The organism is Acidovorax sp. Root275 (genome assembly GCF_001428965.1).
GTDB lineage: Bacteria > Pseudomonadota > Gammaproteobacteria > Burkholderiales > Burkholderiaceae_C > Acidovorax > Acidovorax radicis.
This window is the reverse complement of sequence record NZ_LMJH01000005.1, coordinates 127,661-153,774: the sequence shown is the minus strand read 5'-3', so window position 1 is coordinate 153,774 and position 26,114 is coordinate 127,661. Positions and strand designations below refer to the sequence as shown.

The following is a 26,114-nucleotide window of genomic DNA, read 5'->3' as shown; positions in this document are numbered from 1 at the left end:
CTGGTTCTCCTCAAGCCTTGGCGTTCTGAATCGCTTCCCACACGCGGTGCGGCGATGCGGGCATATCGAACTCCTTCACGCCCAGCGGTCGCAGCGCGTCGAGCACGGCATTGATCACCGCCGGTGGTGAGCCAATGGCCCCGGCCTCGCCGCAGCCCTTGGTGCCCAGCGGGTTGTGCGTGCAGGGGGTGCACACGTGGCCCAGCTTGAACTCTGGGAAGTCGTCGGCACGTGGCATGGCGTAGTCCATGAAGCTGCCGGTAAGCAACTGGCCCGTCTCACGGTCATACACGCAGTTTTCCATCAGCGCCTGGCCGATGCCCTGCACCAGGCCGCCGTGCACCTGGCCCTCCACGATCATGGGATTGATGATGGTGCCGAAGTCGTCCACCGCAGTGAACTTGTCCACGCGCGTGCTGCCCGTGGCCGGGTCGATTTCGACCTCGCAGATGTAGGTGCCGGCGGGGAATGTGAAGTTGGTCGGGTCGTAGAACGCGGTTTCGTTGAGGCCCGGCTCCAGCACATCCAGGGGATAGTTGTGCGGCACGTAGGCAGCCAAAGACACCGATCCGAACGGAATCTTCTTGTCGGTGCCCCGCACGCTGAATTCGCCGTTGGCAAAGTCAATGTCCGCGTCGCTGGCCTCCATCAAATGCGCCGCGATCTTCTTGGCCTTGGCCTCGATCTTGTCCAGCGCCTTCATGATGGCCGCCCCGCCCACGCTGATGGAGCGCGAGCCATAGGTGCCCATGCCGAAGGGCACGCGACCCGTGTCGCCGTGCACGATGTCCACGTTTTCCACCGGGATGCCCAGGCGCGCGGCCACCACCTGGGCAAAGGTGGTCTCGTGCCCCTGGCCGTGGCTGTGCGAGCCGGTGAACACCGTCACGCTGCCCGTGGGGTGCACACGCACCTCGCCGCATTCGAACAGGCCAGCGCGTGCACCCAGGGCGCCTGCGATGTTGGACGGCGCGATGCCGCAGGCCTCGATGTAGCTGCTGTAGCCGATGCCGCGCTTCAGGCCCTTGGCCTCGCTGGCCGCCTTGCGCGCCGCAAAGCCCGCCACGTCGGCCAGCTCCTGCGCCTGCGTCATGCACGCGTGGTAGTCGCCCACGTCGTACTGCAGCGCCACGGGCGTCTGGTAGGGCCAGCTGGTGATGAAGTTGCGCTTGCGGATCTCGTCCTGCGGCAGGTTCATCTCCCAGCCGCAGCGCGAGACCAGGCGCTCGAGCAGGTAGGTGGCCTCGGGCCGGCCCGCGCCGCGGTAGGCATCGACCGGCGCGGTGTTGGTGAACCACGCGTCCACCTCGACATAGATCTGCGGCGTGGTGTACTGGCCCGCCAGCAGCGTGGCGTACAGGATGGTGGGCACGGCGCTGGCAAAGGTGCTGAGGTAGGCGCCCATGTTGGCGTCGGTGTGCACGCGCATGGCCAGGAACTTGCCCTGGCTGTCCATCGCCATCTCGGCATGGCTCACATGGTCGCGGCCATGGGCGTCCGACACGAAGGACTCGCTGCGGTCGGCCACCCACTTGATGTTGCGGTTGAGCTTCTTGGCCGCCCAGGTCAGGCACACGTCCTCTGCGTACAAGAAGATCTTGGAGCCGAAGCCGCCGCCCACGTCGGGCGCGATCACGCGCACCTTGTGCTCGGGCAGACCCATCACGAAGGCGGTCATCAGCAGCCGCTCCACGTGCGGGTTCTGGTTGCTGACGTACAGCGTGTATTCGTCGTTGGCGCGGCTGTACGAGCCAATGGCGGCGCGCGGCTCCATCGCGTTGGGGATGAGCCGGTTGTTGACGAGGTCCAGCTTGGTCACATGCGCGGCGTTGGCAAAGGCCGCATCCACGGCGCCCTTGTCGCCAATGGCCCACTTGTAGCAGTGGTTGTCGGGCGCGGCATCGTGCAGGCCTGCGCCCGCCACGGTGCCTGCCGCCGCATCGACCACACTGACCACGGCGGGCAACACGTCGTAATCCACCTCCACCAGCTCGGCGGCATCACGCGCTTGCTGCTGCGTGAGGGCTACGACCATGGCCACGTGGTCGCCCACATAGCGCACCTTGCCCTGGGCCAGGATGGGGTGCGGTGGCTCCTTCATGGGCTGGCCATCGGTGCTGGTGATGAGCCAGCCGCAGGGCAGGCCGTTGATGTTGTCAGCCGCCACGTCGGCACCGGTGAACACGCCGAGCACGCCGGGTGCGGCCTTGGCGGCATCCACGTTGATGCTGTTGATCTTGGCGTGCGCGTGCGGCGAACGCACAAACACCGCGTGGCTTTGCGCGGCCAGCACCACGTCGTCGGTGTACTGGCCCGCGCCGGTCAGGAAGCGATAGTCTTCCTTGCGCTTGAGCGATTCGCCGATGTGCGGCAGCTTGGAAAAGTCGGATGCACCCATGGTTGTCTCCTGGTGTGTGAAATTCGGGACGGGACTACCGGGTTTGCATTCAGCCGGATAACTAGGCGGGGGGCCGCAGACAGTGCTGTAGCACGGCAAGGCGGCCCAACGACGTTAGCCGGTTGAAGGCAAAGCCGGCTTAGGCCGAGGCCATGGCCTTTTGGCCGACCTGTACTGCGCGAACAATGTTCTGGTAGCCCGTGCAGCGGCAAATGTTGCCTTCGAGCAGCTCGCGGATCTCGCCTTCGCCAGCGTTGGGGTGGTTCTTGCACAGGTCCACCGCGCTCATCACCATGCCGGGGGTGCAGAAGCCGCACTGCAGGCCGTGGCATTCCTTGAACGCCGCCTGCATGGGGTGCATGGTGCCGTCAGCGGCTGCCATGCCTTCGATGGTGGTCACTTCGGCCCCCTGGGCCTGCACCGCCAGCATCGCGCAGGATTTGACGGCCCGGCCGTTCACATGCACCGTGCACGCCCCGCACTGGCTGGTGTCGCAACCCACATGGGTGCCGGTGAGCAGCAGGTGCTCTCGCAGCGCATGGACAAGCAGGGTATTGGGGGGGACGTCAACACTGGCAGCGCGCCCGTTGACCGTGAACTGGACTTGCATCTGGCTGTCTCCTGGAATGGTTTTGGCTGGATAAGCAGACGAATCTTCTGCCGCACCCTGCCCTGCATCCCTAGGGACAACCCTAGATTTCCAGCAGCCATGGCTGGATATTCTCAAAATGAAACATGTTGCAGCGCACACCGGCGCATCATGCGCAGCTCAAGGATTCGGTTCACCATGCTGTCCTCCGCGCCCACCTCCCCCACCCACCGCCATGCGCTCATTGCACAAGCCCGCCAGACCTTGCTGGCGGACGGCGCAGCGCCCCTGCGCGCAGAGGTGGAGCCTTGGATTGCGCGGTCGTGGCAACGCTGCCTGGCCCAGGGGCTCCATCCCACCCAACGTGTGGCGTTTGATGCCGTCAGTGCCACGGCGCTTCGCCGCAGCCGGGAGCAGAACCAACACTTGCTGCGCGCGGCACGGCCCGTGCTGCAGCAGCTCACCCGCGCCATTGCGGGCATGCACTACTTCGCCATGCTGACCGACGCACGCGGCATCGTGGTCGATGTGCAAGGCCATTGCGACCAGGGCGACCCGCGCGCCAGCGCCATCGGCCGCGTGGGCATCGACCTGTCCGAAGCGGCCGTGGGCACCACCGCCATCGGCGCAGCGCTGGCCGAGCTGCAGCCCGTGTGGCTGCACCGGGGCGAACATTTTTTTGACGACAACGCCAGCTACAGCTGCGCAGGCGCCCCCCTGTTCGACCCCCAGGGCCAGTGCGTGGGCATGCTGGACCTGACCGGTGTGGATGTGCCGGAGCGGCCCGAGCTGCGCCACCTGGTGGCCCGATCGGCCCGCGCCATGGAAGACGCCTTGCTGCGGCAGTTGCCCCATGCCCTGCTGCTGCGCGTGAACTGGCCCGGTTGCCCGCTGGGCAGCGAGGGCGACGGCCTGCTGACGCTGGACGGCGATGGGTTTGTGGTGGGCGCCAACAGCATGGCCCGCCAACTGGTGCCCCAGCCGCTGCGCACGCCGGGGGCACCCACCCATGCCAGCGACCTGCTGGCCCTGCCATGGGCCATGTTGTTCGATGCTGCCCGGCGGCACCCGGCGCAGCCGATCGATTTGCCCCTGTGGTCGGGACTGCGCCTGCAGGCTTTGGCGCAACTGCCAGAACACGCCCGTGGCGCCAGCCCTGTCGCCACCCTGTCCCCGGTGCTGGCGGGTGCACCCCCCGCCGCAGCGCCACTGCGCGAGGCCGAAACCGCCCTGATCCGCCAGGCCGTGCAAGACGCCCGTGGCAACGTGGCAGAAGCCGCCCGCGTGCTCGGCATCAGCCGCGCCACGGTGTACCGCAAACTAGGCCATCCCAAGGGGTTTTGATCGGCAGCGGGGACGCTGATCGGCGGTGCACAGCGCAAAATTTAAGCCAAATTTGCCATTAACGCTTGCTATAAAAGCGCCAATAGCTATTAAATAAGTAGCAAACCAAGCCAGCGACAGGTCTGGCGTCAAACCTCGGCCAAGGCCAGTACCACGGCGTTGTCTTCCACCACCAGCACGACCGTGCTGCCCGCGCGCAGGCCACTGCCGGGCGCCGCAAAGCCCACCATCTGCAAGCCACCCACCAGTTCGGCAGACACCTCGTCGCCGGATTCGCCCCGCACCACGCGCGTGGCTTTTGCTGGCAGGCGATGGGTACCGGGGGCACTGGCCACCGCCCCCGCAGACGCCAGGCGCCCTCCCCGCTCCACCCGCACTGCCGTGGCCTTGCACAGCGCCTGCACGGCCAGCCCGGGCTGCAGATCCAGCAGCTCTGCGCTCTCACGGGTGATGCGGGAGGCCAGCACCGCACCATCTGCACCACCGGCACCATCGACCCCGAGGCGCAGCTGCACCCCCACGATCTGCCCCTGCACCAACAGCCGCTCGACCACACAGGGCAATTGGTTGCGCATGCTGGTGCGCACCGCCAGCCGCGCCAGCGCAGAGCCCGCGTGCGGCGTGGCCTGCCAGCGCGAGAGCACAGCCCCCCGCGCCTGCGCCATCGCATCGGCCGCCGCCAGCAGCTGGTGCCCCGCCTCGGTCAGCTGCGCGCCGCCGCCCCCCGCCCCGCCCACGGCCCGGGCCACCAGCGGCGTGCCCGCCAGGTTGGTGAGCGTGTCCACGGCCTGCCACGCCGCCTTGTAGCTCACGCCCACGGCACGCGCGGCCTGCGAGATGGAGCCACAGGCGCCGATCTGGCGCAGGATGTCGATGCGTTTGTCGGCCAAGGCATGGCCCAGCGCATCCGTGAGGGAATGAGAAACAACAGGCATCCGTGGATGATGCCTGAGCGGCCCCTTCACGCGTTCTCTTCACGCAGCCTTGCGGTGCAGCCCCGTGACCGGTTTTGCAAGCTTCTGCTGGCGCGCCAGCGCGCCGTCCGCAGCAGCCTTCAACAACCGCTGGAACGAGGGGCATTGCGCGTGGCTCTCCGCCGGGCAGGCCGCCGCGTGCCGCAGGCCATTGCTCATGGCCTTGAGGCGTTTGACCATGGCATCGAGTTCATCGGCCTTGGCCGAGAGCAGTTGCCTGTCAATGCTGGGCTCGCCGCTGGGCAAAAACATGGCGCGGATGTCATCCAGCGAGAAACCCGCCGATTGACCGAGCGCGATCAGCGCCAGCTGGTCCAGCACGCCCGGCGCAAACCGGCGGCGCTCTCCGGGCTGGCCCACGGAGCGCAGCAACCCTTTTTCCTCGTAATACCGCAGCGTGGATGCCCGCAGCCCGGAGCGCTTGGCGACTTCCGCAATGTCCATCAAAAACCCCTTGACTTCAAGTTGACTTGAACTTCTATATTCCATTCAAAACCTCCTTCCGTCAACTTTTCGAGGTGCTTTGATGACACTCCCACTGCAAGACATTCCCCTCGCCATGCTGATAGGCATCGGCGCCACCGCCATCATGGACACGTGGCTTTTGCTGCTCCGGCGCATGGGCGTCCCCACACTCAACTTCGCGTTCATTGGCCGCTGGGTGGGCCACCTGTTTCGGGGCCAGTTCGCCCACGCAGCCATCGCCAAGGCGGCGCCCATCCGGGGCGAGCTGGCCTGGGGCTGGCTCACGCACTACGCCGTGGGCGTGGCCTTCGCCACCGTGCTGGTCGGCATCCAGGGCGCCGTCTGGGTACACCACCCCACCCTGCTGCCTGCGCTGGCCGTAGGCATCTGCACCGTGGCGGCACCGCTGCTGGTGATGCAACCCGCCATGGGCGCGGGCTTTGCCGCATCACGCACCGCTACGCCGCTCAGGAACTGCCTGCGCAGCCTGGTCAACCACACCGTGTTTGGCTTTGGCCTGTACCTGTCCGCGCTCGCCATCGCCCTGGTGTGATGTCGCGACGACGCCTCCCCACTCTTTTCCCCCTCGAAACCACCTGTCTGGAATCCATGCAATGAAAACCATCGCCATCATTTATCACAGCGCCCACGGGCACACCGCCCACATTGCCCGCCAGGTGCTGGAGGGCGCCCAGGGCGTGCCCGGCATCCGGGCCGATCTGCTCCAGGCCGAAGATCTGGCCCGTACGCCCGATGATCTGCTGCGCTACGACGGCTTGATCCTCGGCTCGCCCACCTACCTGGGCGGGGTGTCCGGGCCGTTCAAGACGTTCATGGACGCCACCGGGCGTCTGTGGAAAACGCAGCAGCTCAAGAACAAGCTCGCGGCGGGCTTCACCGTGTCGTCACTGCCTGCAGGCGACAAGCAGTCCACGCTGCTGTCGATGTTTGTGTTTGGCATGCAGCACGGCATGGTGTGGGTGGGCAACCCCATCCTGCCGGAACAGCATGCCGGGGTGCCGTATGACGAAGCGGCCAACCGGCTGGGCTCCTGGTCGGGCCTGATGGCGCAGGCGGGCCATGGTGCAGCGCCAGACGCATTTGTGCCAGGCGACACCAAGACCGCCCGAATGTTCGGCCGGCATTTCGCAGAGACCCTGCAGCGCCCGGGCGGTGTGGCCATGGCTGAGCAGCCTGGCGAGCAGGTCACGGCATGATTCCCGCCCGCTACGGCCCCGTGCTGTTCAGCCTGATCCTGTCGGGCGTGATGTCGCTGCTGGTGTCCGGCATCTCCACGTTTCGTGCCGTGCCGGTGGACCAGGGGTTTCTGGGTCTCTGGGCGGGTGCTTGGCTCACGGGGTGGCTGCTTGCCTTTCCTGCAGTGATGCTGGCGGCGCCGCTGACGCGCAAGCTGGTGACGCTGCTCACGGTCCGGGACTCCAACGGATCAGGACACGGATGACGTGTGGTGGCAACACCCATCGCTGCAGGGAAACGGCGTTTCGCGCTGTGCAAAAAGCCGGTACGCTGTTGCCCCATGTCCTTGCCCGCGCTGCCCGCCCCACCCACCCTGCGCCTGAACCTGCGCACGTGGCTGCTGGGCCTGTCGTTGCTGACCACCCTGCCCCTGCTGGTGTTTGCGCTTTCGGTGGTGTGGGAGTTCAAGGAGTTCCAGCAGCGCGCCCTGGTGGAGCAGCTGGAACGCCACAGCGATGAACTGGCCCACGCCGTGGCCGAAAAGCTGCACAGCACCCTGGGCACCCTCAACGCGCTGGCCGAGTCCGACGCCGCCCTGGCGGTGGACGTGCCGAGCCTGTACGCACATGCGAAGCGCATTGTCGCGCGCGACCCCGACATCCGCGCCATCACCTTGGTCACCCAGGACCGCATCCTGTTTCTGACGGCCGCGCCCCTGGGCCGCACTGGCATGCCCGTGAACGCCGCCGACCGCGTAGAAGCGGCGCTGCGCACCCAAAGCCCCAACGTGTCGGGGCCGTTTTCCTCCCCGGTGAGCCCGATCCAGGTCGTGGCCCTCACCGTGCCATTGGCACGCGAAGGCGAGGCCACGTACGCCCTGCGCGGCATCTTGGCCGTGGAATCCCTCAACAGCCTCGTGGCAGCAGAACGCCTGCCCAAAGGCTGGATTGCCGGCATTGCCGACGCCGAAGGCACCGTGGTTGCGCGCAGCCACGATGCCGCGCGGTACGTGGGCCACCGGGCCAGCGCCTCGTTCCGGCAGGGCATCCTGGCCACAGGAAAACCCACCGCATTCCTGGGGTCCACACTGGAAGGCACCCCCACCATGAACCTCGTGCGGCCCGTGTTCGGCTTCGACTGGTACCTGGGCATGGCCGTGCCACAGACCATCCTGCACGCCCCTCTCGCAGAAATGCTGTGGCACATGGCAGGGCTGGGGTTGCTCTGGGTGGGCCTGTCGCTGGTGGCGGCCATGACGTTCTCGCAATACCTGCTGCGCCAGATGAAAACCGTGGCCCGCGCCATCAATCAAACCAGCGAAGCGCCGCTGCAGTCCAGCACGCCATTGCGGGTATCAGAGCTGGCCGCTCTCGTAGGGAAGTTCCACGCCACCCAACGCAGCGAAGCCGCCATGCGCGGCGACCGCGACGTGGCGGTGATCGCGCGCGAGCAGGTGCAGGACCTGTACGACCACGCACCCTGTGGCTACCACTCGTTGGACCAGGAAGGCCGCGTGCTTCGCATGAACCAGACCGAGCTGCGCTGGCTGGGCCTTCCGCTCGCGCAGGTTCAGGGCCGCGCCTACGCCGACTTCCTGACACCCACAAGCCAGCAGATCTTTCAGGAGCGCTTTCCCCAGTTCATGCGCGAAGGCCACGTCAAAGACCTGGAGATGGAGCTCCAAAGGGCCTCGGGCGCGGCCATGCCCATTCTGGTGAGTGCCACCGCGATCCAAGACACCCAGGGAAACTTTGTGGCCAGCCGTTCCACGGTGTTCGACCACACCGAAAAGAAGAGGGTGCAGGCCCAGCTGGAACGCATGGCACGCAGCGACGCGCTGACCGAGCTGAGCAACCGGCGCGACTTCTACGACAAGGCCGAACACGAAATCGCGCGCAGCCACCGGTCTGGCCAGCCGTTTTGTGTGCTCATGCTCGACGTGGATTTTTTCAAGAAGGTCAACGACCACTATGGGCATGCTGGTGGCGACGACGTGCTGCGGCAACTCGCTCGGCTTCTGGTGGCGCAGCTGCGCGTGGTGGACATGCCCGCCCGCTTCGGGGGCGAAGAGTTCGCAGTGCTCATGCCGGGCACCCCGCTGGCCGAGGCGGCCCACGCAGCCGAGCGACTGCGCATTGCCCTGCAGGCCACGGCGGTCGCCCTGCGCGATGGCCAGGAGGTCTACATCACTGCCTCCATCGGGCTGGCGCAGTGGTGTGCCGACGACACGGGCATCGACGCCACACTGAAGCGGGCCGATGCGGCCCTCTACCGCGCCAAGGCGACGGGACGCAACCAGGTGTGCATCGAAAGCTGAGGTCACCCGCAGGAGCCTGGCTCCGAAGGGCGCGTCTATACTTTCGCTATTCATAAACAGAATAGCGCTTCTTGCGCCCTGCTCCCATGCCACATCCCTTCGCACACGCCGCTCGCACCTTCGTGGCGGTTGGCTTCGTTTTCGGCGCACTTCAAACGGCGCAGGCCGACACCGTTTCCGTCGCGGTGGCCGCCAATTTCACAGCCCCCATGCAGAAGATCGCCGCCGTTTTTGAGGCCGACACCGGCCACAAGGCGGAACTCTCGTTCGGCGCCACCGGCAAGTTCTACGCGCAGATCACCCACGGAGCGCCGTTTCAGGTGCTGCTGTCGGCCGACGACACCACGCCCGCCAAGCTGGAGCGCGAGGCCAAGGCCGTGGCCCACTCGCGCTTTACCTATGCCGTGGGCACGCTGGTACTGTGGAGCGCGCAAGCCGGCATCGTGGATGCGCAGGGTGATGTGCTCAAGAAAGGCAACTTCAAGCACCTGGCCATTGCCAACCCCAAGCTGGCGCCCTATGGCGCGGCGGCCATGCAGGTGATGGACAAACTGGGCGTGACCGACGCCCTGCAGCCACGCTTGGTGCAGGGGGAAAACATCGCCCAGACCTTCCAGTTTGTCTCCACCGGCAACGCTCAGCTGGGCTTCGTGGCGCTGTCGCAGGTGATGACAGATGGCAAGATCCGCAGCGGCTCGGCCTGGCAAGTGCCCGCCAGCCTGCACGACCCCATCCGCCAGGATGCGGTGTTGCTGGCACCCGGCAAGGACAGCGCGGCGGCCACCGCACTGCTCACCTACCTGCGCGGCGACAAGGCGCGCGCGATCATCCAGTCGTACGGCTATAGTTTCTGAGGGAGCGCGACTACCAAAGCCCTTCTGGCGTGGGTGCCCCGTCTTGCCGTACCTCTGGTACTGTCTGCGCCGGAGCGCCCGGCCAGAGCCGCTTTGCTGAGCTTTGCCTGCCGCTCAACATTCAACAAACATCCCCGACAATCCACTCGCTACAACCATGCCCTTTTCCAGCGCCGATCTGGCGGCCATCGGCCTCACGCTGCGGCTGGCGGGCACCACCATGGTGCTGCTGCTGGTGCTGTGCACGCCGCTGGCCTGGTGGCTGGCGCACACGCCTTCGCGCTGGTGCGGCCCGGTGTCGGCCGTGGTGGCGCTGCCGCTGGTGCTGCCGCCCACGGTGATCGGGTTTTACCTGCTGGTCACGCTGGGCCCCAACGGACCCTTGGGGCAGTTCACGCAATGGCTGGGGCTGGGCACCCTGCCCTTTACGTTCTGGGGGCTGGTGGTGGGCTCGCTCATCTATTCGCTGCCCTTTGCCGTCCAGCCGCTGCAACACGCTTTTGAAGCCATTGGCCAGCGCCCGCTCGAAGCGGCGGCCACGCTGGGTGCGGGGCCGCTGGACCGGTTCTTTACGGTGGCGCTGCCGCTGGCGCGTCCGGGATTCATCACCGCCGCGATCCTGAGCTTTGCGCACACCGTGGGCGAATTTGGCGTGGTGCTCATGCTGGGCGGCAACATCCCTGGCGTGACGCGTGTGGTGTCGGTGCAGATCTATGACCATGTCGAGGCGCTGGAATACACCCAGGCCCACTGGCTGGCCGGGGGCATGGTGCTGTTTTCATTTGTGGTGCTGCTGGGTTTGAACCTCACTCGCCGCAAAACATCGTCGATGGTGCAGTGATGGAAGCCCCCGCCTCTTCCTCGCAGATCACCGCGCAGCTGAAGCTGGCCCACCCCGGCTTCACGCTGGACGTAGACCTGCAACTGCCCGGCCGTGGCGTGACAGCTCTCTTCGGTCCCTCAGGCTGCGGCAAGACCACCTGCCTGCGCGCCATTGCCGGGCTTACGCGCGCACAGCCTGGCCGTGTGGTGGTCAACGGTGATGTGTGGCAGGACGATGCACAGAAAATATGGCGGGCCGCACACGAACGCGGCCTCGGCTATGTGTTCCAGGAGGCCAGCCTGTTCGACCACCTGAGCGTGCGCGGCAACATCGACTATGGCCTCCGGCGCACGCCCCCCCAACACCGCAAGGTGGCGCTCGAGCAGGCGGTGGAGCTGCTGGGCATTGGCCCCCTGATGGATCGCAGGCCCCAGGCCCTGTCGGGCGGCGAGCGCCAGCGCGTGGCCATGGCACGCGCGCTGGCCACCAGCCCCCGCTTGCTGCTCATGGATGAGCCCCTGGCCGCCCTGGACGCGCAGCGCAAGGCCGAGGTCCTGCCCTATCTGGAACGGCTGCAACGCACCCTCGACATCCCCATGCTGTATGTGAGCCACTCCATCGACGAGGTGGCCCGGCTGGCAGGGCACATGGTGCTGATGCAAGAGGGCCGCGTGCTGGCCCAGGGCCGCACCGATGAACTGATCGTACGACTGGACCTGCCCCTGGCCCATGGCGACACCGCCGCTACGGTGATCGAAGGCACCGTGCAACAACACGATGCACACGACCACATCACCACCGTGGCATTCGGTGGCGGGCACCTGCTGCTGGTCAGCCCCGCGGCACGCGCCACGGGTGAGCACATCCGGCTGCGCGTGCAGGCGCGCGATGTGAGCCTGGCGCTCACCGCCCCGAGCGACACCAGCATCCTCAACGTCCTGCCAGCCACCGTGGTGGCCCTGGGCGAAGACAGCCCCGGACAGATGATGGTGGCACTGGACGCGGGCGCCACACGGCTGCTGGCGCGGGTCACCCAGCGTTCCGCCCAGGCGCTGGCGCTGTCCCCAGGGCTGGCCGTTTTCGCGCAGGTGAAGGGTATTGCCATCGTGAACTGACTGCGACATCCCAGGACCCTGCCCAAGCGCTCCAAGCGCGGCAAGGAAGCCGCGAGCCCCACCCGAGGGTCGTATGATGACTGCCAATAACAAGGGCGGGAACAAGGGGAGGAAATGGTTGCAAACTGGCATGACGCCACACTGGCGTTTGCGGTGGGATTTCCACCGCTGCTCCAAAGTCTGCTGTTCTGGATCTTCGCGTCGCTGGTGGTCCATGTGTGCCAGCGCCTGGTCGAACACACGGCTTTTTCAGTCGATCCATCAAGCCGTCGCATCAGCGCGTCGCAGGCCGCCCTGTGCATTGGCTGCATTGTCTGGGCCTTGGATGTGGTGGGCCTGTTGATGTATGCCGAGCTGGCGCACCATGTGCTGGAACTGGTGCCCGCGCTCAGCGGTCTGCTCATCATGGCCGTGAGTGCGCGCTTGACCATCCCCACACTCAGCACGAGCTCCAGCAAGGCACGCATCGTGTGGGCGGGGGCATGGCTGGCGGCCGGCATGCTGGCCGCGCACTTCACCATCACCTGGGGCCATGTGCAGAGCTTCTCGCAGGTGAACGGGCTGGCCATTGCGCTGTCGATGGCAACCGCCGTGGGCATTGCCGCCTACACGTCCATTCGCCACCGCTCAGCCAAACTGAGTGTGCTCACGCCCCATTACCGTACGCAAACCTGGGAAGACAAGGTATCGTGCGGCGCCGCCATCCTGGTGCTGCACTGGATGCTGGTCAACACCTTCGCACCACATTCGGGCAACCCGCATGGCGAGTCCGACGGCATTGCCCTGTTGGTCATCGTGCTGGTGTTTGCCATCGCGGTCGCCATGGAGCAAATGAGCAATATGCGCTGGGACGCAGGCCGCCAGCAGCTCTTGCGGCGCGGGCTGTCGATGATGCGGTCATCGGCCAGTGCACAAGATGCCCAGCGCGACATGCAGCTGTCGCTCATTGCAGACCATCTGCACAGGCTTCTGCACCCGGAAAACCTGGCGCTGCACTTTCAGCCCATCGTTGATTTTCAGCAGCATGGGGTGCAGTTCGAGGCCCTGCTGCGCATGACCGACAAGACCCTGGGCGCCATCAACCCCGAAACCTTCCTTTTGGTGTGCGAGCTGCAGGGCAAGACGGCTGAAGTGGATCGCATGATCCTTCGCAATGCACTCGACAGCGCAAAGGCGTGGCAAGCCCGGGGCCTGGCCGACATGGCCATCAGCGTGAACGTGGCCCCCATCACACTGCTGGACGAACGCTTTGCCCACTGGCTGCGCGAAGAACTGGCCCAGCGTGCCCTGCCGCCAACCACCCTCAAGCTCGAAATGACCGAACACGCCATCATTGCGCTGGGCTCGGAGATGGTGACCGCCATCCAAGACCTGAGCACCATGGGTATTGCCGTGTGGATGGACGACTTTGGCGCGGGCTACTCGTCGCTGGGCATGCTGGCCGACCTGCCGATTGCAGGCATCAAATGCGACCGCCTCTTCGTGCGAAAGCTGCCGCAGGACAGCCGACGCCAGAGGCTGCTGCGGCACATCAGCGCATTGGCCGGGGAGTTCGGCCTGTCGGTAGTGGTGGAAGGTGTGGAGACCGTGGAGGAGCTGCAGACACTGGCCGCCATCGGGCTGCACTGCATCCAGGGCTATGTGTTCAGCAAGCCCATTCCGGCAGCCAACGTGCCCGACTGGTACCACACCCACATGCAGCCCCAGCGCGCCGTGCTGCAGGCCTCGCTGCACCCGGCCGGTTCGGCCACGGCAGTGGTACACACACCGTTTTCAGCACCCCGAGCGGCCCTGGCACCGTCGTCCACCCACTGATCCATGGCAACACTCAAAACGCTGGTCCTGGGCGGCTACGGCAACTTTGGCGCACGCATCTGCCGCGCGCTGGTGGGCGACGCGGCCACGCGCCACCACATTGCCTTGCTGGTGGCAGGCCGCGATGCATCCCGTGCCCAAGCCTTGGCGAACACGCTGGGCCACGGCGCCCGGGGTGTCGCCCTCGACCACCAGGCCCCGGGTCTGGCAGCCACCTTGCGCCAGTGGGGGGTGGGCCTCGTCATCCATACCGCAGGGCCGTTCCAGGCGCAGGGCTACAGCGTGGCCCAGGCTGCCGCCGAGGCGGGCGCGCACTACATTGACCTGGCCGATGGCCGCCGCTTCGTGTGCGACTTTCCAGCCGCGATGCAGGCCGCGTTTGCTGCTGCCGGGCGCACAGCCATCGCTGGCGCCAGCACCGTTCCCGCGCTGTCCTCGGCCGTCATCGACCACCTGTGCGCCGGCTGGCAGCACATCGACAGCATCGATATCTGCATCGCCCCCGCGCAGCGTGCGCCGCGCGGCCAGGCCACGCTGACGGCGGTGCTGAGCTACTGCGGCCTGCCCATTGATGTGTGGGCCGGCGGCCGCTGGCACCCCCAGCGGGGCTGGGCGCATCCCGAGCCCGTGCAGTTCCACCGGCTGCAGCCGCGCCTGGGGGCGGTCTGCGACATCCCGGACCTGGAGATCTTCCCGGACCACTACCAGGCCCGCGACCGCGTTACCTTCCGCGCCGCGCTGGAGGTGGGCCTGGCCCAGCGCAGCTTTGCCGCCATCGCGGCGCTGCGCCACTGGGGCGTGCTGCGCCAGCCCGAGAAGCTGGCCTGGCTGATGCACCACACCGGCGGTGTGCTGGACTTCCTGGGCACACCCCTGGGTGGCATGGTGGTGCGCGTGGCAGGCAACGATGCACAAGGCCAGCCGTGCCGCCGCGCATGGCACATCGCAGCCGACCACGACCACGGCCCCGAAATCCCCTGCATGGCCGCCATCCTGCTGGCCCGCCAGCTGGCGGCCGGACAACCCCTGCCGAACGGTGCACACACCAGCACCAGCCTGCTGCCGCTGGCGGCCTTTGCGCCGGAGTTTGCAAAGTGGGGCATGGTGACGGATGTGGTGGATGAACCGGTAACACCATGAGCCTTGCACAACACAAGCTGCTGCGCCACAGCCTGGTGGCCATCTGGCTGACCACCGCCCTGGTCAGCGTATGGGAACTCCACGGCCAAAGCCGCGAACTGCTGGCGGGCCTGCCCTCTGCGTGGACGGAAGGCCGTGCACCGTGGCTGCCCACAGCCATCATCCTGGCCGGGGCGGCTGCCGATGCCGCGCTGGGGCTGTGGCTGGCGTTCCGACCCGGACGCAGCGCATATTGGGCAGCGCTGCTGCTGATGGCCGCGATGACACTGTTGGCCACGCTCATCCACCCCGCGTGGTGGTTGCACCCCTTCGGGCCGCTCACCAAGAACCTGCCCATCGCCGCCATCCTGTGGGTGCTGCTGCAGGACACCACCACCTCGCCGCCCCATCCATGAGCCTGTACCTCACCCTCAAGTGGCTGCACATCATCTCCAGCGTGCTGCTGGTGGGCACCGGGCTGGGCTCGGCGTTCTACATGTTCTTCACCAACCGCAGCGGCAACGTGCAGGCCCAGGCGGTGGTCAGCCGCCTGGTAGTGCGCGCGGACTGGTGGTTCACAACCCCTACGGTGTTCATCCAGCCCGCCACGGGGCTGGGCATGGCGGCCATGGCCGGGCTGCCCTGGAGCACGCCGTGGCTGGCCGTGTCCATCGCTCTGTACCTGGTGGCCGGTGCCTGCTGGTTGCCCGTGGTGTGGCTGCAGCTGCGCATGCGCGACATCGCGGCGCAGGCGGCACACGGCGATGGCGTACTGCCCCCGCTGTACTGGCGCTACACGCGATGGTGGGAGGCGCTGGGCTACCCGGCCTTTGTGGCGATGGCCGTGGTGTTCTACCTGATGGTGAACAAGCCCAGCCTGGGGTTCTGAGAACTATCATCGCCCCATGCTGATCGAGACGCTGGACACCGCCCGCGACCTGGGGCGCCTCAAGGAAATTCTGGGCGTGATGGTGCGCCATGGGTTTGGCGACACCGTGCGCCGCCTGGGCCTGGCCGACCGGCTGGAACGCGCTGGCCAGGCCCTCAACTGGACCCACGCGGCCGACCTGGCCCGTGTCGAGCCCCCCGTGCAGGTGCGACTGGCGCTCGAAGAGCTGGGCCCGGCGTTCGTGAAGTTCGGCCAGATCCTGGCGGGCCGGGCCGACCTGTTCGGACCCGAGTGGATCGCCGAATTCGAAAAGCTGCACAGCCAGGTGCCCTCGGTTCCCATTGACGCCTTGCGTCCGCAGCTGCGCGAAGACCTGGGTGCCGAGCCAGAAGCTGTGTTTGCCTGGTTTGACACCACACCGCTGGCTGCAGCCTCCATTGCACAGGTGCACCGTGCCCGGCTGCAGGATGGCACCGAGGTCATCGTCAAGATCCGCCGCCCTGGCATTGCCGACATCATCCACGCCGACCTGCGCCTTCTGCTGCGCCTGGCCGCGCTGGCCGAGGCCGAACTGCCCGCGCTCAAGCCCTACCGGCCCCAGCAACTGGTGCGCGAGTTCGCACGTTCGCTGCGCCGCGAACTGGATCTGGCGGGAGAGTGCCGCCAGGCCGAGCGCATTGCGGCCCACATGGCCACGCTCCCGCACATCGTGATCCCACGCGTGCACTGGGCCCACACCCGCGAACGCATCAATGTGCAGGACTTCATTGACGGCACCCCTGGCGGTGCACTGACTGCGCTGACGCCCGAGGCCGGGTTTGACCGCGCGGTACTGGCGCGACGGGGTGCACAGGCGGTGCTCAAAATGATCGTGCAGGACGGCCTGTTCCATGCCGACCCACACCCCGGCAACGTGTTTTACCTGCCGGGCAACCGCATTGCTTTCATCGACTTTGGCATGGTGGGCCGCCTGTCCCAGCGCCGGCGTGACGAACTGCTGCAACTGCTGCTGGGCATGGTGGAACACCAACCCCAGGCAGTGGCCGATGTGCTGCTGGACTGGACCAGCGACGGGCCAGGCGTGAACCTGGGCCAGCTGGAAACCGAGGTGGAGGCCTTCGTGGACCAATACCACGGCGTGCCGCTGGCCCAGCTGAGCCTGGGCCAGATGCTGGCCGACGTGAGTGCCATCCTGCGCGAGCACCACCTGGGCTTGCCGCCGGATCTGGCACTGCTGATCAAGGCCTTCATTTCACTCGAAGGCATGGGCCGCAACCTCGACCCCCAATTCCACATGGCCACCGAGGCCCTGCCCCTGCTCAAGCAGGTGGTGCGCGAGCGCTACCAGCCCCAGGCGCTGGCCGGGCGTGCCTGGAGCACCTTGCGGCGTGCGCTGGCCACCGTGGAACAACTGCCGGACGACCTGGGACGGCTGCTGCGCAATGCGCGGCGCGGGCACCTGCAAGTGGGCATTGAGCTGGCCCACCTCAAACGTGTGGGCGACCAGATCGACCGGTCGGCCAACCGGCTCGCGATGGCGCTGGTGATTGCGGCGCTGATCATCGGCTCGTCCATCGTGATGACCGTCAAGGGCGGGCCCACGCTGTTTGGCCTGCCTGCCTTTGGCTTCCTGGGGTTCTTTGGCGCGGTGGTGGGTGGCCTGTGGCTGGTACGGGCGATCTGGCGCAGCAGCCACCACCGTGATGACGACTAATGTGGCAGCCCGCACAGCTTCCCCCGGCTAGAAACTGGCGCGACCCAAGCCAGTGCCACTGTGGAACCGGCTCTGCCAGGCCACCGGTGGCGTTCCCGGAGGAGGCCCGGAGCGACTCAGGGGGATTTACTTGCCCGCGTTCGGGAAAAACAGCTGCTCGCCCCCAATCTTGTAGCCCGCGATAGCCTGCTGGCCGGCGGGCGACACCACCCAGTCCACAAACTTCTGCGCGTCTTGCGACTTCACATGCGGGTGCTTGGCGGGGTTGACCACCATCACGCCGTACTGGTTGAAGAGCTTGGTGTCGCCCTCGACCAGCACGGCCAAGTCGGCGCGGTTCTTGAAGTTGAGCCAGGTGCCCCGGTCGGCCAGCACATAGGCGCCGCTCGATGCGGCGATGTTGAGCGCCGGGCCCATGCCGCAGCCGCATTCCTTGTAGCCGCTGCCCTTGGCGGCGTCGGCGCCCGCGAGCTTCCAGTAGCGCAGCTCGGCCGCGTGCGTACCGCTCTTGTCGCCGCGCGAGACAAAGTTGCCGTTGGCCGTGGCCAGCTTCTGCAGCGCGGCCACGATGTCCTTGCCCTTGGTGCCCACCGGGTCGTCCTTGGGGCCCACCAGGATGAAGTCGTTGTACATGACGGGGTAGCGCTTCACGCCCCAGCCGTCGGCCACAAACTTCTCTTCGGCCACCTGGTCGTGCACGAACAGCACATCCGCATCGCCCCGGCGCGCCATGTCCAGGGCCTGCCCGGTGCCCAGCGCCACCACCTTGGTGTCGAGCCCACTGGCCTTCTTGAACTCGGGCAGCAGGTAGCCGAACAGGCCCGATTGTTCGGTGGACGTGGTGGACGCCATGGTGATGTTCTGCGCAAGCACGGGGCCAGATGCTACAAATACAATAGCTGCTAGCGCTTTATAAAAAAGCGCTGAGGCACAAAAAGGCTTGAAACTTTTCATCGCGGAGCCGCCCCAAGATGAAAAAGCCCCCTTGGTGGGCAGCGACCACACGAAGTGGGGAGCGTGGGGGTCAATTCTCGTCATACCAGTTCTCCTTTGACAAACAGACGGGCGGCCTCGGGCAAGGGGCCGTTGAAGAAATCGTGCACCGGCAGGTCGGCCACCAAGCGGCCGTGCTCCAGGTAGATCACGCGGCTGGCCAGGCGCTTGACCTGGCCCAGGTTGTGGCTGCTGAACACCATGGTCACGGGGTGCGCCGGGCCTGCCGCACTGTGGCTGGCCGCAAAGTCGGCCATCAGCGCCTCCACCTCGCGCTTGGCATGGGGGTCGAGGCTGGCGGTGGGTTCGTCCAGCAGCAGCACATCGGGCCGCAGCGCCCAGGCACGGGCCAGCGCCACACGCTGCTGCTGGCCACCCGACAGGGTGCGTGCGTTCTGCGCGGCAATGTCCTGCAGCCCCACACGCTGCAAGGCGGCAATGGCCTGCAGCCGCGCATCGCGCCACCGCGTGCCGCGCAGCCACAAGGCAAGTGCCACGTTGTTCTGCGCACTCGTGCGCAGCATGTGCGGGCGCTGGAACAGCATGGCCTGGCGGAAGGCCGCGTTGCATTGAAAGCCGCCGCCGCTGGCGTCGGCCAGGCCGTTGAGCACACGCAGCAGTGTGCTTTTTCCACTGCCATTGGCGCCCACCAGTGCCACGTGCTCGCCGGGCGCGATGCGCAGCGTGACCTGGTCCAGCGCCTGCACGCGGCCGTAGCGCACCGTCACCTGGCGCAGATCGACCCAGGGGTTTGCCAAAGGCCCGCTCATGCCGCCACCCCCACGGGCGTGCTGGACGCAGAACCATCCACGCGTTCGCGCCAGCGCCGCACCAGCGCGATCAGCACATTGAGCGCCAGCACCACGGCCAGCAGGATGATGCCCAGCGCCAGCGCCAGGGGCAGGTCGCCCTTGCTGGTCTCCAGCGCAATGGCGGTGGTCATCACGCGCGTGAAGCCGTCGATGTTTCCGCCCACGATCATCACCGCGCCCACCTCGGAGATCGCGCGGCCAAACGATGCCAGCAGCACCGTGAGCAAGGCATAGCGTTCGTCCCAGGCCAGCAGCAGGCTGCGCAGCAACGGGCCAGCGCCCATGGAGCGCAGCTGCTCGCCATGCGCGCGTTCGGCGTCTTCCACCACCTGGCGCGTGAGCGCCGTGACCACCGGCAAGACCAGGATGGCCTGCGCCAGCACCATGGCCTTGAAACTGAACAACCACCCCAATGAGCCGAGCGGCCCGCTGCGCGAGAGCACCAGGTACACCACCAGCCCCACCACCACCGACGGCACCGCCAGCAAAGTGTTGAGCACCGCCAGCGCGGCTCCCCGCCCGGCAAAGCGGGCAACGCCGAGCCAGGCGCCCAGCACCAGGCCCACGCCGCAGGCAATCAGGCAGGCGGTGGCGCTGACAGACAGGGAACGGCCCACGATGGTCCAGAGGACGGGGTCGGACGAGAGGGTGAGTTGCAGCGCTGTGCTCGCGCTTTCCGAGAGAGTGGACATGGGTTCGGCTATCGTAGGCACCCAAGCAATGTCCAGCGATATGAACTCCCGTGCATAGGGTCCAACTTCACTACACACTCAGCCGCGATGCAGGCAACGCCCTGATCCGCAACCCGCTGCCCGAACTGCTGCAGGCGGTGGCAGAACAAGGCTCCATCTCGGGTGCCGCACGGGGGCTGGACCTGTCGTACCGCCATGTCTGGGGCGCGCTCAAGCGCTGGGAGGAGCAACTGGGCGGCGAGCTGATCATCTGGGGCAAGGGCCAGTCGGCCCAGCTCAGCGAGTTCGGCACCAAGCTGCTGTGGGCCGAGCGCCAGGCCCAGGCGCGGCTGGCACCACAGATTGCCGCACTGCATGCCGACCTGGAGCGCGCGTTTGCCGTGGCCTTCGACCCCAACGCCCATGTACTCACCATGTACGCCAGCCATGACGATGCCCTGGTGGCGTTGCGCACCCACGCCGCCGCACAGGCCGATGCGGGCGCGCTGCACCTCGATATCCGCTTCACCGGCAGCGTGGACGCGATCCGCGCGCTGAACGAGGGCCGCTGCACGCTCGCGGGCTTTCATACGGTGGAGCAGCCTGCCGCCGATTCATTGACCGCACGCACCTACAAGCCGCTGCTGCAGCCCGGGCTGCACAAGATCATCGGCTTTGCCCAGCGCACCCAGGGCCTCATCGTGGCACCGGGCAACCCGCTCGGGCTGGGCAGCCTGGCCGACGTGGCGCGCACCGGCGCCCGTTTTCTCAACCGGCCGCTGGGCACGGGCACCCGCGTGCTGCTCGACGACCTGCTCGCCCAGGCGGGCCTTTCTGCCTCGGCCATCCAGGGCTACGCGCTCAACGAGCCGTCGCACACCGCCATCGCCCAGGCCGTGGCAGCGGGAGCAGCCGATGTGGGCATGGGCATCGAAGTGGCCGCCCGGGCTCGCGGGCTGGATTTTGTGCCGCTGGTGCACGAGTGCTACCACCTGGCTTGCCTGAAATCCAGCCTGGACCAGCCCGCCACACTGGCACTGCGCACCTTGCTGCAGACCCCCGAATGGCTCGCCCAGATGGCCACCCTGCCGGGCTACGCCCCCTGGCACTGCGGCGAGGTGCAGGCCATGAACACGGTGCTGCCGTGGTGGCGCTTCACACGCCCCAAGCTCGCCCCGCGCGCACGGGCTTGAAGGCTGGCGGACCTCCGCCCAGCGCAACCCCGACATCTGTCATAGCAAAAGAGATGCCGCCGGCAGTCCCTCAGAGGCTTTGCGGGCCTGTCCCGGGTGCAAAACCCTTGCAGGCTGGAAACAGGAGGTGGGGGGTTGCGCCAACGACGGGAAGGTCTGGTGAGAGGGGCTGTGGGGGAAGACGGCACAACCCCACCTAAGGAAAACCCCAGGTTTCCGCGTCAGGCTTTCTTCAGCGGCAAAGGGGTAGTATCCGCGTAACTTCCAGACACCAGCAGACCCAACAGCGCATTGGGCCTGCATCACCGTTTTTATACTCGCAGGAGACACCAAGTGTCAGCACTACTCAAATTGGCCCTGGGCATGGACTGGATTTCCAGCCAACTCAGCAAGATTGCAACCTGGACCGTCCTCGCCGCGGCGCTCATATCGGCAGGCAACGCCTTCATCCGGTACGGGCTGGACCTCAGCTCCAACGCATGGCTCGAAATCCAGTGGTATCTGTTTGCCGCCACCGTGATGCTGGGCGCCCCCTTTGTGCTGTACATGAACGAGCATGTGCGCGTGGACATCATCTACGGCAAGCTGCGTGGCAACAAGCAGGTGTATGTCGACATTGCAGGGCTGGTCGTCTTTCTGCTGCCGGCCATGGCACTGATCGCCTACCTGAGCTGGCCGCTGTTCACCCGCGCACTTTTCTCTGGCGAGATGTCGAACAACGCCGGGGGCCTGATCCGCTGGCCCGCCATCATGCTCATGCCAGTTGGCTTTTCACTGATGTTCCTGCAGGGCCTGGCAGAGATCACCAAGCGCGTGGCTTACCTGCGCGGCATCTACGAGATGAACACCCACTACGAGAAACCGGTTCAGTAATCAGGCCCATCGCGCCCAACCATGAACCTGCGTTGCCGCTGAGCTGCCAAGCCACCCGCACCGCGATCTCAATTCCGGATTTTCAGGAACAACAAAATGCAAATGGAAAACTTTGCCCCGATCATGTTCGCGGGCTTGGTGGTGGTGATGCTGATCGGCTTCCCCGTCGCCTTCTCGCTGGCCGCGCTGGGGCTGGCCTCGGGCTTTTTCGCCATCGAGATGGGCTGGTTCCCGGCCGTCTTCATGGCCAACCTGCCCATCAACATCTTCGGGATTCTGAGCAATGAGCTGCTGCTGGCGATCCCGTTCTTCACCTTCATGGGCGCCATCCTGGAGAAGTGCGGCCTGGCTGAAGACATGCTCGACTCCATGGGCCAGCTCTTTGGCACCGTGCGCGGCGGCCTGGGTTACTCGGTGATCATCGTGGGCTTCATCCTCGGCGCCATCACCGGCACCGTGGCTGGCCAGGTGATTGCCATGGCGCTGATCTCGCTGCCCGTGATGATCCGCTACGGCTACAACATGCGCTACGCCACGGGCGTGCTGGCGGCCTCGGGCACCATCACGCAGCTGGTGCCGCCCTCGCTGGTGCTGATCGTCATGGCCGACCAGCTCGGCCGTTCGGTGGGCGACATGTACCGCGGCGCCTGGGGCCCTTCGATCCTGCAAGTGCTGATCTTTGCGGGCTACACCTTCATGCTGGGTGTGTTCAAGCCCCAGCACGTGCCGGGCATCCCGAAGGAAGCGCGCACCATGTCGGGGGCCAAGCTCTGGCTCAAGTGCCTGCGCGGCATCATCCCCTCGGCCCTGCTGATCTTTGCCGTGCTCGGCTCCATGGGTGGCTTGCCCGGCATCGACACCGCCATCGCGACCCCCACCGAAGCCGGTGCCATGGGCGTCGTGGGCGCCATGATCCTGGCTGCCATCCACAAGCGCCTGACCTTGTCGCTGATGTGGGAGGCCATGCAAGGCACGATGCGCCTGACGGCCATGGTGGTGTTCATCCTGATCGGTGCCCGCGTATTCTCGATGGTGTTCCAGGGCGTGGATGGCGCCAAGTGGGTCGAGCATCTGCTGTCGGGCCTGCCCGGTGGGCAGATCGGGTTCCTGATCGTCGTGAACCTGTTCATCTTCTTCCTGGCGTTCTTCCTCGACTTCTTCGAAATCGCCTTCATCATCTTGCCAATGCTGGGCCCGGTCGCGGACAAGCTGGGCATCGACCTGATCTGGTTCGGTGTGCTGCTGTGCGTGAACATGCAAACGAGCTTCATGCACCCGCCCTTTGGCTTCGCGCTGTTCTACCTGCGCGGTATCGCCAACACGCTGTTCAAGGAAGGGCGTATTCCCAAACCCGTGCTCTCCAGCGACATTTACATGGGTGCGATCCCCTGGGTGATCATGCAACTGCTGCTGGTGACCATCGTGATCTTTGTGCCGCAGACAGTGACCATGTTCCTGCCCAAGCAGGAGATCATCGATACCGACAAGGTCCAGATCGACGTACCCGCCGATGACCTGATGCGCTCGGAAAACACGCCCAATGCAGGCGGAGAAACCGCTGGCGAGAACCCATTCGGCAACGCCCCGGCTGAAGCAGCGTCGGAACCGGCAAAGTGATGCACAGGCCCTCTCCAGCCCCCTCATTGCCATGCTGAACTTCACGCCACTGCCCCTGCCCGAGCCCTTTCGATTTGCACCAGAGGGCGGCACGGTCGTGGGCCCCGCGTTTTCGCGCTCCTTCCGGCTCCTGGCCACCGTGATCGTGGGTGGATGCGCCCTGTGGTTCGCCCAGTTGTGGACGCGGGGCGCACTGGGCACTTCAGTGGGCACCGGCACCGGGTGGTTCATTGCGGGGCTTGCACTGATGGCCTGGACCTGGTGGAGCATCATGGTGAGCACCACACGCCTGGACCAGCGAGGCCTGCACCAGCGCTGGGTGTGGGACAAGGAAATGGCCTACGACGACCTGGCCTACGTGCGGCTGATCCGGGTCCGTGGATTCAGTTGGCTCATCGCGCCGCGTCTGTATGTGCGCACCCTGGCGGGCAAATTCACCGTGTTCTATGGCGCTACACCGGCCTTGATCCAGGAGTTTGAACGCATGAGGACAGAGCTCAGCACCTTTCGGCAGTTCTGAGCTGCCACGGTTCGCAGCAAGGCGGGCATCCCAAAAGGGATGCCCGCCTTTTTTCATGGGCCTTCGCAGGGCAGGCGAGCGTTCCATGCGGCCTCCAAGGCCTCGTGAAGCCCCTCCTGCATTCCTGCATGCCTTCGCCAGCTGAAGGCCTCTTTCGGAGCCTGCTGCACTGCCCTCTTTCAAGAACTCAAGGTGCTCCTTCACCTATCCGCAGTACCACGCTAGAAGCACCTGCCGCTGCAGCAGAAACCAACTGACCTGGACCTGCCGACAAAGGGGATGGAGCCCCCTATGAGCACTATGAGCAGTGAAAAGACCTGCTCTGTGTATGCTCCCGGCCCCACCCAGGAAGGCTGGCCAGCACTGCCTGTCTGGCCATTTCTGCCACGCCCATGTGGGTGCCTGAGACCCTGGCCCCAGCCCCTTCGCCCGATCGCGGCGCTCTCTCCGCAAGATAGCCTGGAGGGCCCACTCGCCACACGCTCCAACGGCGCCCATAAAAAAACCGCGCCGAAGCGCGGTTTTTGTGTCGTGGTGATTAACCCGGACTCAGAGCTTGACGGTCTGCATGTAGCTGTCGAAGCGGCCTTCGGCCACGCGGAACCATGCCACCTGGTCGCGCTGGAAGTTGCGGAAGTCCGCATAGATCTTCTTCCACTCGGGGCTCTTGGCATCGTTCTCGGCATACACCTCTTGGGAAGCCTTGAACGAGGCGTCCAGCACATCCTTGGTGAAGGGCAGGAGCTTGATCTTGGCGCCAATCAGTTGCTTCAAGGCGACGGGGTTGCGGGCATCGTACTTGGCCAGCATGTCCACGGCGGCGTGCGACGAAGCGGCCTGGATGATGGCCTTGTTTTCGGGGGACAGTGCGTCAAATGCCTTCTGGTTGATGAAGAAGTCCACCTCGGGACCACCTTCCCACCAGCCGGGGTAGTAGTAGTGAGGCGCCACCTTGTTGAAGCCCAGCTTCTGGTCGTCATAAGGACCGACCCATTCCGCTGCATCGATGGTGCCCTTTTCCAGAGCTTGGTAAATTTCGCCACCGGGCAGGCTCTGTGGCACCACGCCCATCTTCTGCATCACTTCACCCACCAGGCCGCCGCCCAGGCGCATCTTCAAGCCCTTGAGGTCAGCGACCGACTTGATTTCCTTGCGGTACCAGCCACCCATCTGCGTGCCGGTGTTGCCACCTGCGAAGCTCAGCATGCCGTAGCCTGCATAGAACTCGTCCATGAGCTTGCGGCCGTTGCCGTGCATCATCCACGCGTTCATCTGGCGCGAGTTCATGCCGAACGGAATGGCCGAGCCCAGCGCGAAAGCGGGGTTCTTGCCGTAGAAATAGTACGGCACGGTGTGGCACATTTCCACCGAGCCCTGCTGCACGCCGTCAGCCACGCCCATGGCAGGCATCAGTTCGCCGCCAGCGTGCACCGAAATTTCGAACTTGCCGCCCGACATGGCTTTCACCGCATTGGCAAACACCTCGGCACCGCCGTAGATGGTGTCAAGGGGCTTGGGGAAGCTCGATGCAAGGCGCCAGCGCACAGCAGCCTGTGCGTGAACAGCAGGCGCCACCCCGGCGGCCAGCACGCCAGCAATGCCCGCATGCTTGATGATTGAACGACGATCCATGTGGTTATCTCCGAAAACTCGATTGCACAACTTGGCGCGCAGGGCGGTAACCCTTGGCCCAAGAACTTTCTTACCGGAATCGATTGTAGGAACATGCCCTGTGCAGGATTTGCGGGTTTTCCCGTGAAATCCCGGCCATCGCCGAAGGGCTTCAGGGTTCTGCAAGCATCGGCCCCGATGAGTCAACAAA

25 protein-coding genes are annotated in these 26,114 nt (G+C 65.9%); 17 read left to right on the top strand and 8 right to left on the bottom strand.

All coding sequences use genetic code 11. The features are described from left to right. Positions 1 to 10: 10 nt before the first annotated feature. Complete coding sequence (locus tag ASE52_RS08855; RefSeq protein WP_057225499.1) at positions 11 to 2,398, bottom strand: xanthine dehydrogenase family protein molybdopterin-binding subunit; 2,388 nt, start codon at positions 2,396 to 2,398, stop codon at positions 11 to 13. 139 nt (positions 2,399 to 2,537) lie between these two features. Continuing rightward, positions 2,538 to 3,008 (bottom strand): (2Fe-2S)-binding protein, encoded by a 471-nt coding sequence (locus tag ASE52_RS08850; RefSeq protein ID WP_057225497.1) that lies wholly within the window; start codon positions 3,006 to 3,008, stop codon positions 2,538 to 2,540. Positions 3,009 to 3,185: 177 nt separating this feature from the next. On the opposite strand from ASE52_RS08850, the gene ASE52_RS08845 reads away from it, so the two are divergent. After that, positions 3,186 to 4,331 carry a helix-turn-helix domain-containing protein gene (locus ASE52_RS08845; RefSeq protein WP_057225494.1) on the top strand — a complete coding sequence of 382 codons (1,146 nt, stop codon included), beginning with the start codon at positions 3,186 to 3,188 and terminating at the stop codon, positions 4,329 to 4,331. A 128-nt stretch (positions 4,332 to 4,459) separates the two neighbouring features. Here ASE52_RS08845 and ASE52_RS08840 read toward each other — a convergent pair whose 3' ends face one another. Beyond that, positions 4,460 to 5,266 carry a TOBE domain-containing protein gene (locus tag ASE52_RS08840; protein ID WP_057225493.1) on the bottom strand — a complete coding sequence of 269 codons (807 nt, stop codon included), beginning with the start codon at positions 5,264 to 5,266 and terminating at the stop codon, positions 4,460 to 4,462. A 39-nt stretch (positions 5,267 to 5,305) separates the two neighbouring features. Beyond that, positions 5,306 to 5,749: a helix-turn-helix domain-containing protein gene (locus ASE52_RS08835; protein WP_057225491.1), complete on the bottom strand. Its 444-nt coding sequence runs from the start codon at positions 5,747 to 5,749 to the stop codon at positions 5,306 to 5,308. Positions 5,750 to 5,831: 82 nt separating this feature from the next. On the opposite strand from ASE52_RS08835, the gene ASE52_RS08830 reads away from it, so the two are divergent. The 12 genes from ASE52_RS08830 (at position 5,832) to ASE52_RS08775 (ending at position 17,613) form a co-directional block, all read left to right on the top strand. Then, positions 5,832 to 6,323, top strand: a complete 492-nt coding sequence (locus tag ASE52_RS08830; protein ID WP_057225489.1) for a DUF2938 domain-containing protein — start codon at positions 5,832 to 5,834, stop codon at positions 6,321 to 6,323. A gap of 61 nt (positions 6,324 to 6,384) precedes the next feature. Then, complete coding sequence (locus ASE52_RS08825) at positions 6,385 to 6,987, top strand: flavodoxin family protein (RefSeq protein ID WP_057225487.1); 603 nt, start codon at positions 6,385 to 6,387, stop codon at positions 6,985 to 6,987. After that, positions 6,984 to 7,232: a DUF2798 domain-containing protein gene (locus tag ASE52_RS08820; RefSeq protein WP_057225485.1), complete on the top strand. Its 249-nt coding sequence runs from the start codon at positions 6,984 to 6,986 to the stop codon at positions 7,230 to 7,232. Before ASE52_RS08825 ends, ASE52_RS08820 begins: the two co-directional genes overlap by 4 nt. A gap of 75 nt (positions 7,233 to 7,307) precedes the next feature. Continuing rightward, positions 7,308 to 9,284 carry a diguanylate cyclase gene (locus ASE52_RS08815; RefSeq protein WP_057225483.1) on the top strand — a complete coding sequence of 659 codons (1,977 nt, stop codon included), beginning with the start codon at positions 7,308 to 7,310 and terminating at the stop codon, positions 9,282 to 9,284. Between the two features lie 86 nt (positions 9,285 to 9,370). Continuing rightward, the gene (gene modA, locus ASE52_RS08810; protein ID WP_241776962.1) at positions 9,371 to 10,138 is read left to right on the top strand and encodes a molybdate ABC transporter substrate-binding protein; all 768 of its coding nucleotides are present in this window, start codon (positions 9,371 to 9,373) and stop codon (positions 10,136 to 10,138) included. A 157-nt stretch (positions 10,139 to 10,295) separates the two neighbouring features. Then, on the top strand, positions 10,296 to 10,979 hold the full coding sequence (gene modB, locus ASE52_RS08805; RefSeq protein WP_057225480.1) for a molybdate ABC transporter permease subunit: 684 nt from the start codon (positions 10,296 to 10,298) through the stop codon (positions 10,977 to 10,979). Continuing rightward, on the top strand, positions 10,979 to 12,076 hold the full coding sequence (modC, locus tag ASE52_RS08800) for a molybdenum ABC transporter ATP-binding protein (RefSeq protein WP_057225577.1): 1,098 nt from the start codon (positions 10,979 to 10,981) through the stop codon (positions 12,074 to 12,076). The genes modB and modC overlap by 1 nt, the downstream gene beginning before the upstream one ends. A gap of 114 nt (positions 12,077 to 12,190) precedes the next feature. Next, positions 12,191 to 13,891, top strand: coding sequence for an EAL domain-containing protein (locus ASE52_RS08795; RefSeq protein WP_057225478.1), 1,701 nt, complete (start codon positions 12,191 to 12,193; stop codon positions 13,889 to 13,891). A gap of 3 nt (positions 13,892 to 13,894) precedes the next feature. Further along, positions 13,895 to 15,031, top strand: coding sequence for a saccharopine dehydrogenase NADP-binding domain-containing protein (locus tag ASE52_RS08790; protein ID WP_057225476.1), 1,137 nt, complete (start codon positions 13,895 to 13,897; stop codon positions 15,029 to 15,031). Next, on the top strand, positions 15,028 to 15,426 hold the full coding sequence (locus tag ASE52_RS08785; protein ID WP_057225473.1) for a DoxX-like family protein: 399 nt from the start codon (positions 15,028 to 15,030) through the stop codon (positions 15,424 to 15,426). The genes ASE52_RS08790 and ASE52_RS08785 overlap by 4 nt, the downstream gene beginning before the upstream one ends. Further along, the gene (locus tag ASE52_RS08780) at positions 15,423 to 15,899 is read left to right on the top strand and encodes a DUF2269 domain-containing protein (protein WP_057225471.1); all 477 of its coding nucleotides are present in this window, start codon (positions 15,423 to 15,425) and stop codon (positions 15,897 to 15,899) included. Before ASE52_RS08785 ends, ASE52_RS08780 begins: the two co-directional genes overlap by 4 nt. Positions 15,900 to 15,915: 16 nt before the next feature. After that, entirely contained in the window at positions 15,916 to 17,613 is a 1,698-nt protein-coding gene (locus ASE52_RS08775) for an AarF/UbiB family protein (RefSeq protein WP_057225469.1), read from the top strand. Positions 17,614 to 17,739: 126 nt separating this feature from the next. Here ASE52_RS08775 and ASE52_RS08770 read toward each other — a convergent pair whose 3' ends face one another. The 3 genes from ASE52_RS08770 to ASE52_RS08760 all read right to left on the bottom strand — a co-directional run bounded on the left by ASE52_RS08770 (position 17,740) and on the right by ASE52_RS08760 (position 20,110). Next, positions 17,740 to 18,567: an extracellular solute-binding protein gene (locus ASE52_RS08770; protein WP_057225467.1), complete on the bottom strand. Its 828-nt coding sequence runs from the start codon at positions 18,565 to 18,567 to the stop codon at positions 17,740 to 17,742. An 80-nt stretch (positions 18,568 to 18,647) separates the two neighbouring features. Continuing rightward, on the bottom strand, positions 18,648 to 19,376 hold the full coding sequence (locus ASE52_RS08765) for a phosphate ABC transporter ATP-binding protein (protein WP_035196750.1): 729 nt from the start codon (positions 19,374 to 19,376) through the stop codon (positions 18,648 to 18,650). Then, the gene (locus ASE52_RS08760) at positions 19,373 to 20,110 is read right to left on the bottom strand and encodes an ABC transporter permease (RefSeq protein ID WP_057225464.1); all 738 of its coding nucleotides are present in this window, start codon (positions 20,108 to 20,110) and stop codon (positions 19,373 to 19,375) included. Before ASE52_RS08760 ends, ASE52_RS08765 begins: the two co-directional genes overlap by 4 nt. 50 nt (positions 20,111 to 20,160) lie before the next feature. Here ASE52_RS08760 and ASE52_RS08755 point away from each other — a divergent pair, with 50 nt between their 5' ends. The 4 genes from ASE52_RS08755 (at position 20,161) to ASE52_RS08740 (ending at position 24,292) form a co-directional block, all read left to right on the top strand. Continuing rightward, positions 20,161 to 21,282, top strand: a complete 1,122-nt coding sequence (locus ASE52_RS08755) for a substrate-binding domain-containing protein (RefSeq protein ID WP_057225462.1) — start codon at positions 20,161 to 20,163, stop codon at positions 21,280 to 21,282. Between the two features lie 333 nt (positions 21,283 to 21,615). Further along, positions 21,616 to 22,155 (top strand): TRAP transporter small permease subunit, encoded by a 540-nt coding sequence (locus ASE52_RS08750; RefSeq protein ID WP_029413374.1) that lies wholly within the window; start codon positions 21,616 to 21,618, stop codon positions 22,153 to 22,155. Between the two features lie 96 nt (positions 22,156 to 22,251). Continuing rightward, on the top strand, positions 22,252 to 23,772 hold the full coding sequence (locus ASE52_RS08745) for a TRAP transporter large permease subunit (protein WP_057225460.1): 1,521 nt from the start codon (positions 22,252 to 22,254) through the stop codon (positions 23,770 to 23,772). 31 nt (positions 23,773 to 23,803) lie between these two features. After that, a complete protein-coding gene (locus tag ASE52_RS08740) occupies positions 23,804 to 24,292 on the top strand; it encodes a hypothetical protein (protein ID WP_010459819.1) in 489 nt (162 codons plus the stop codon). A 549-nt stretch (positions 24,293 to 24,841) separates the two neighbouring features. Here ASE52_RS08740 and ASE52_RS08735 read toward each other — a convergent pair. Next, the gene (locus ASE52_RS08735) at positions 24,842 to 25,924 is read right to left on the bottom strand and encodes a TRAP transporter substrate-binding protein (protein ID WP_010459821.1); all 1,083 of its coding nucleotides are present in this window, start codon (positions 25,922 to 25,924) and stop codon (positions 24,842 to 24,844) included. Positions 25,925 to 26,114 lie beyond the last annotated feature (190 nt).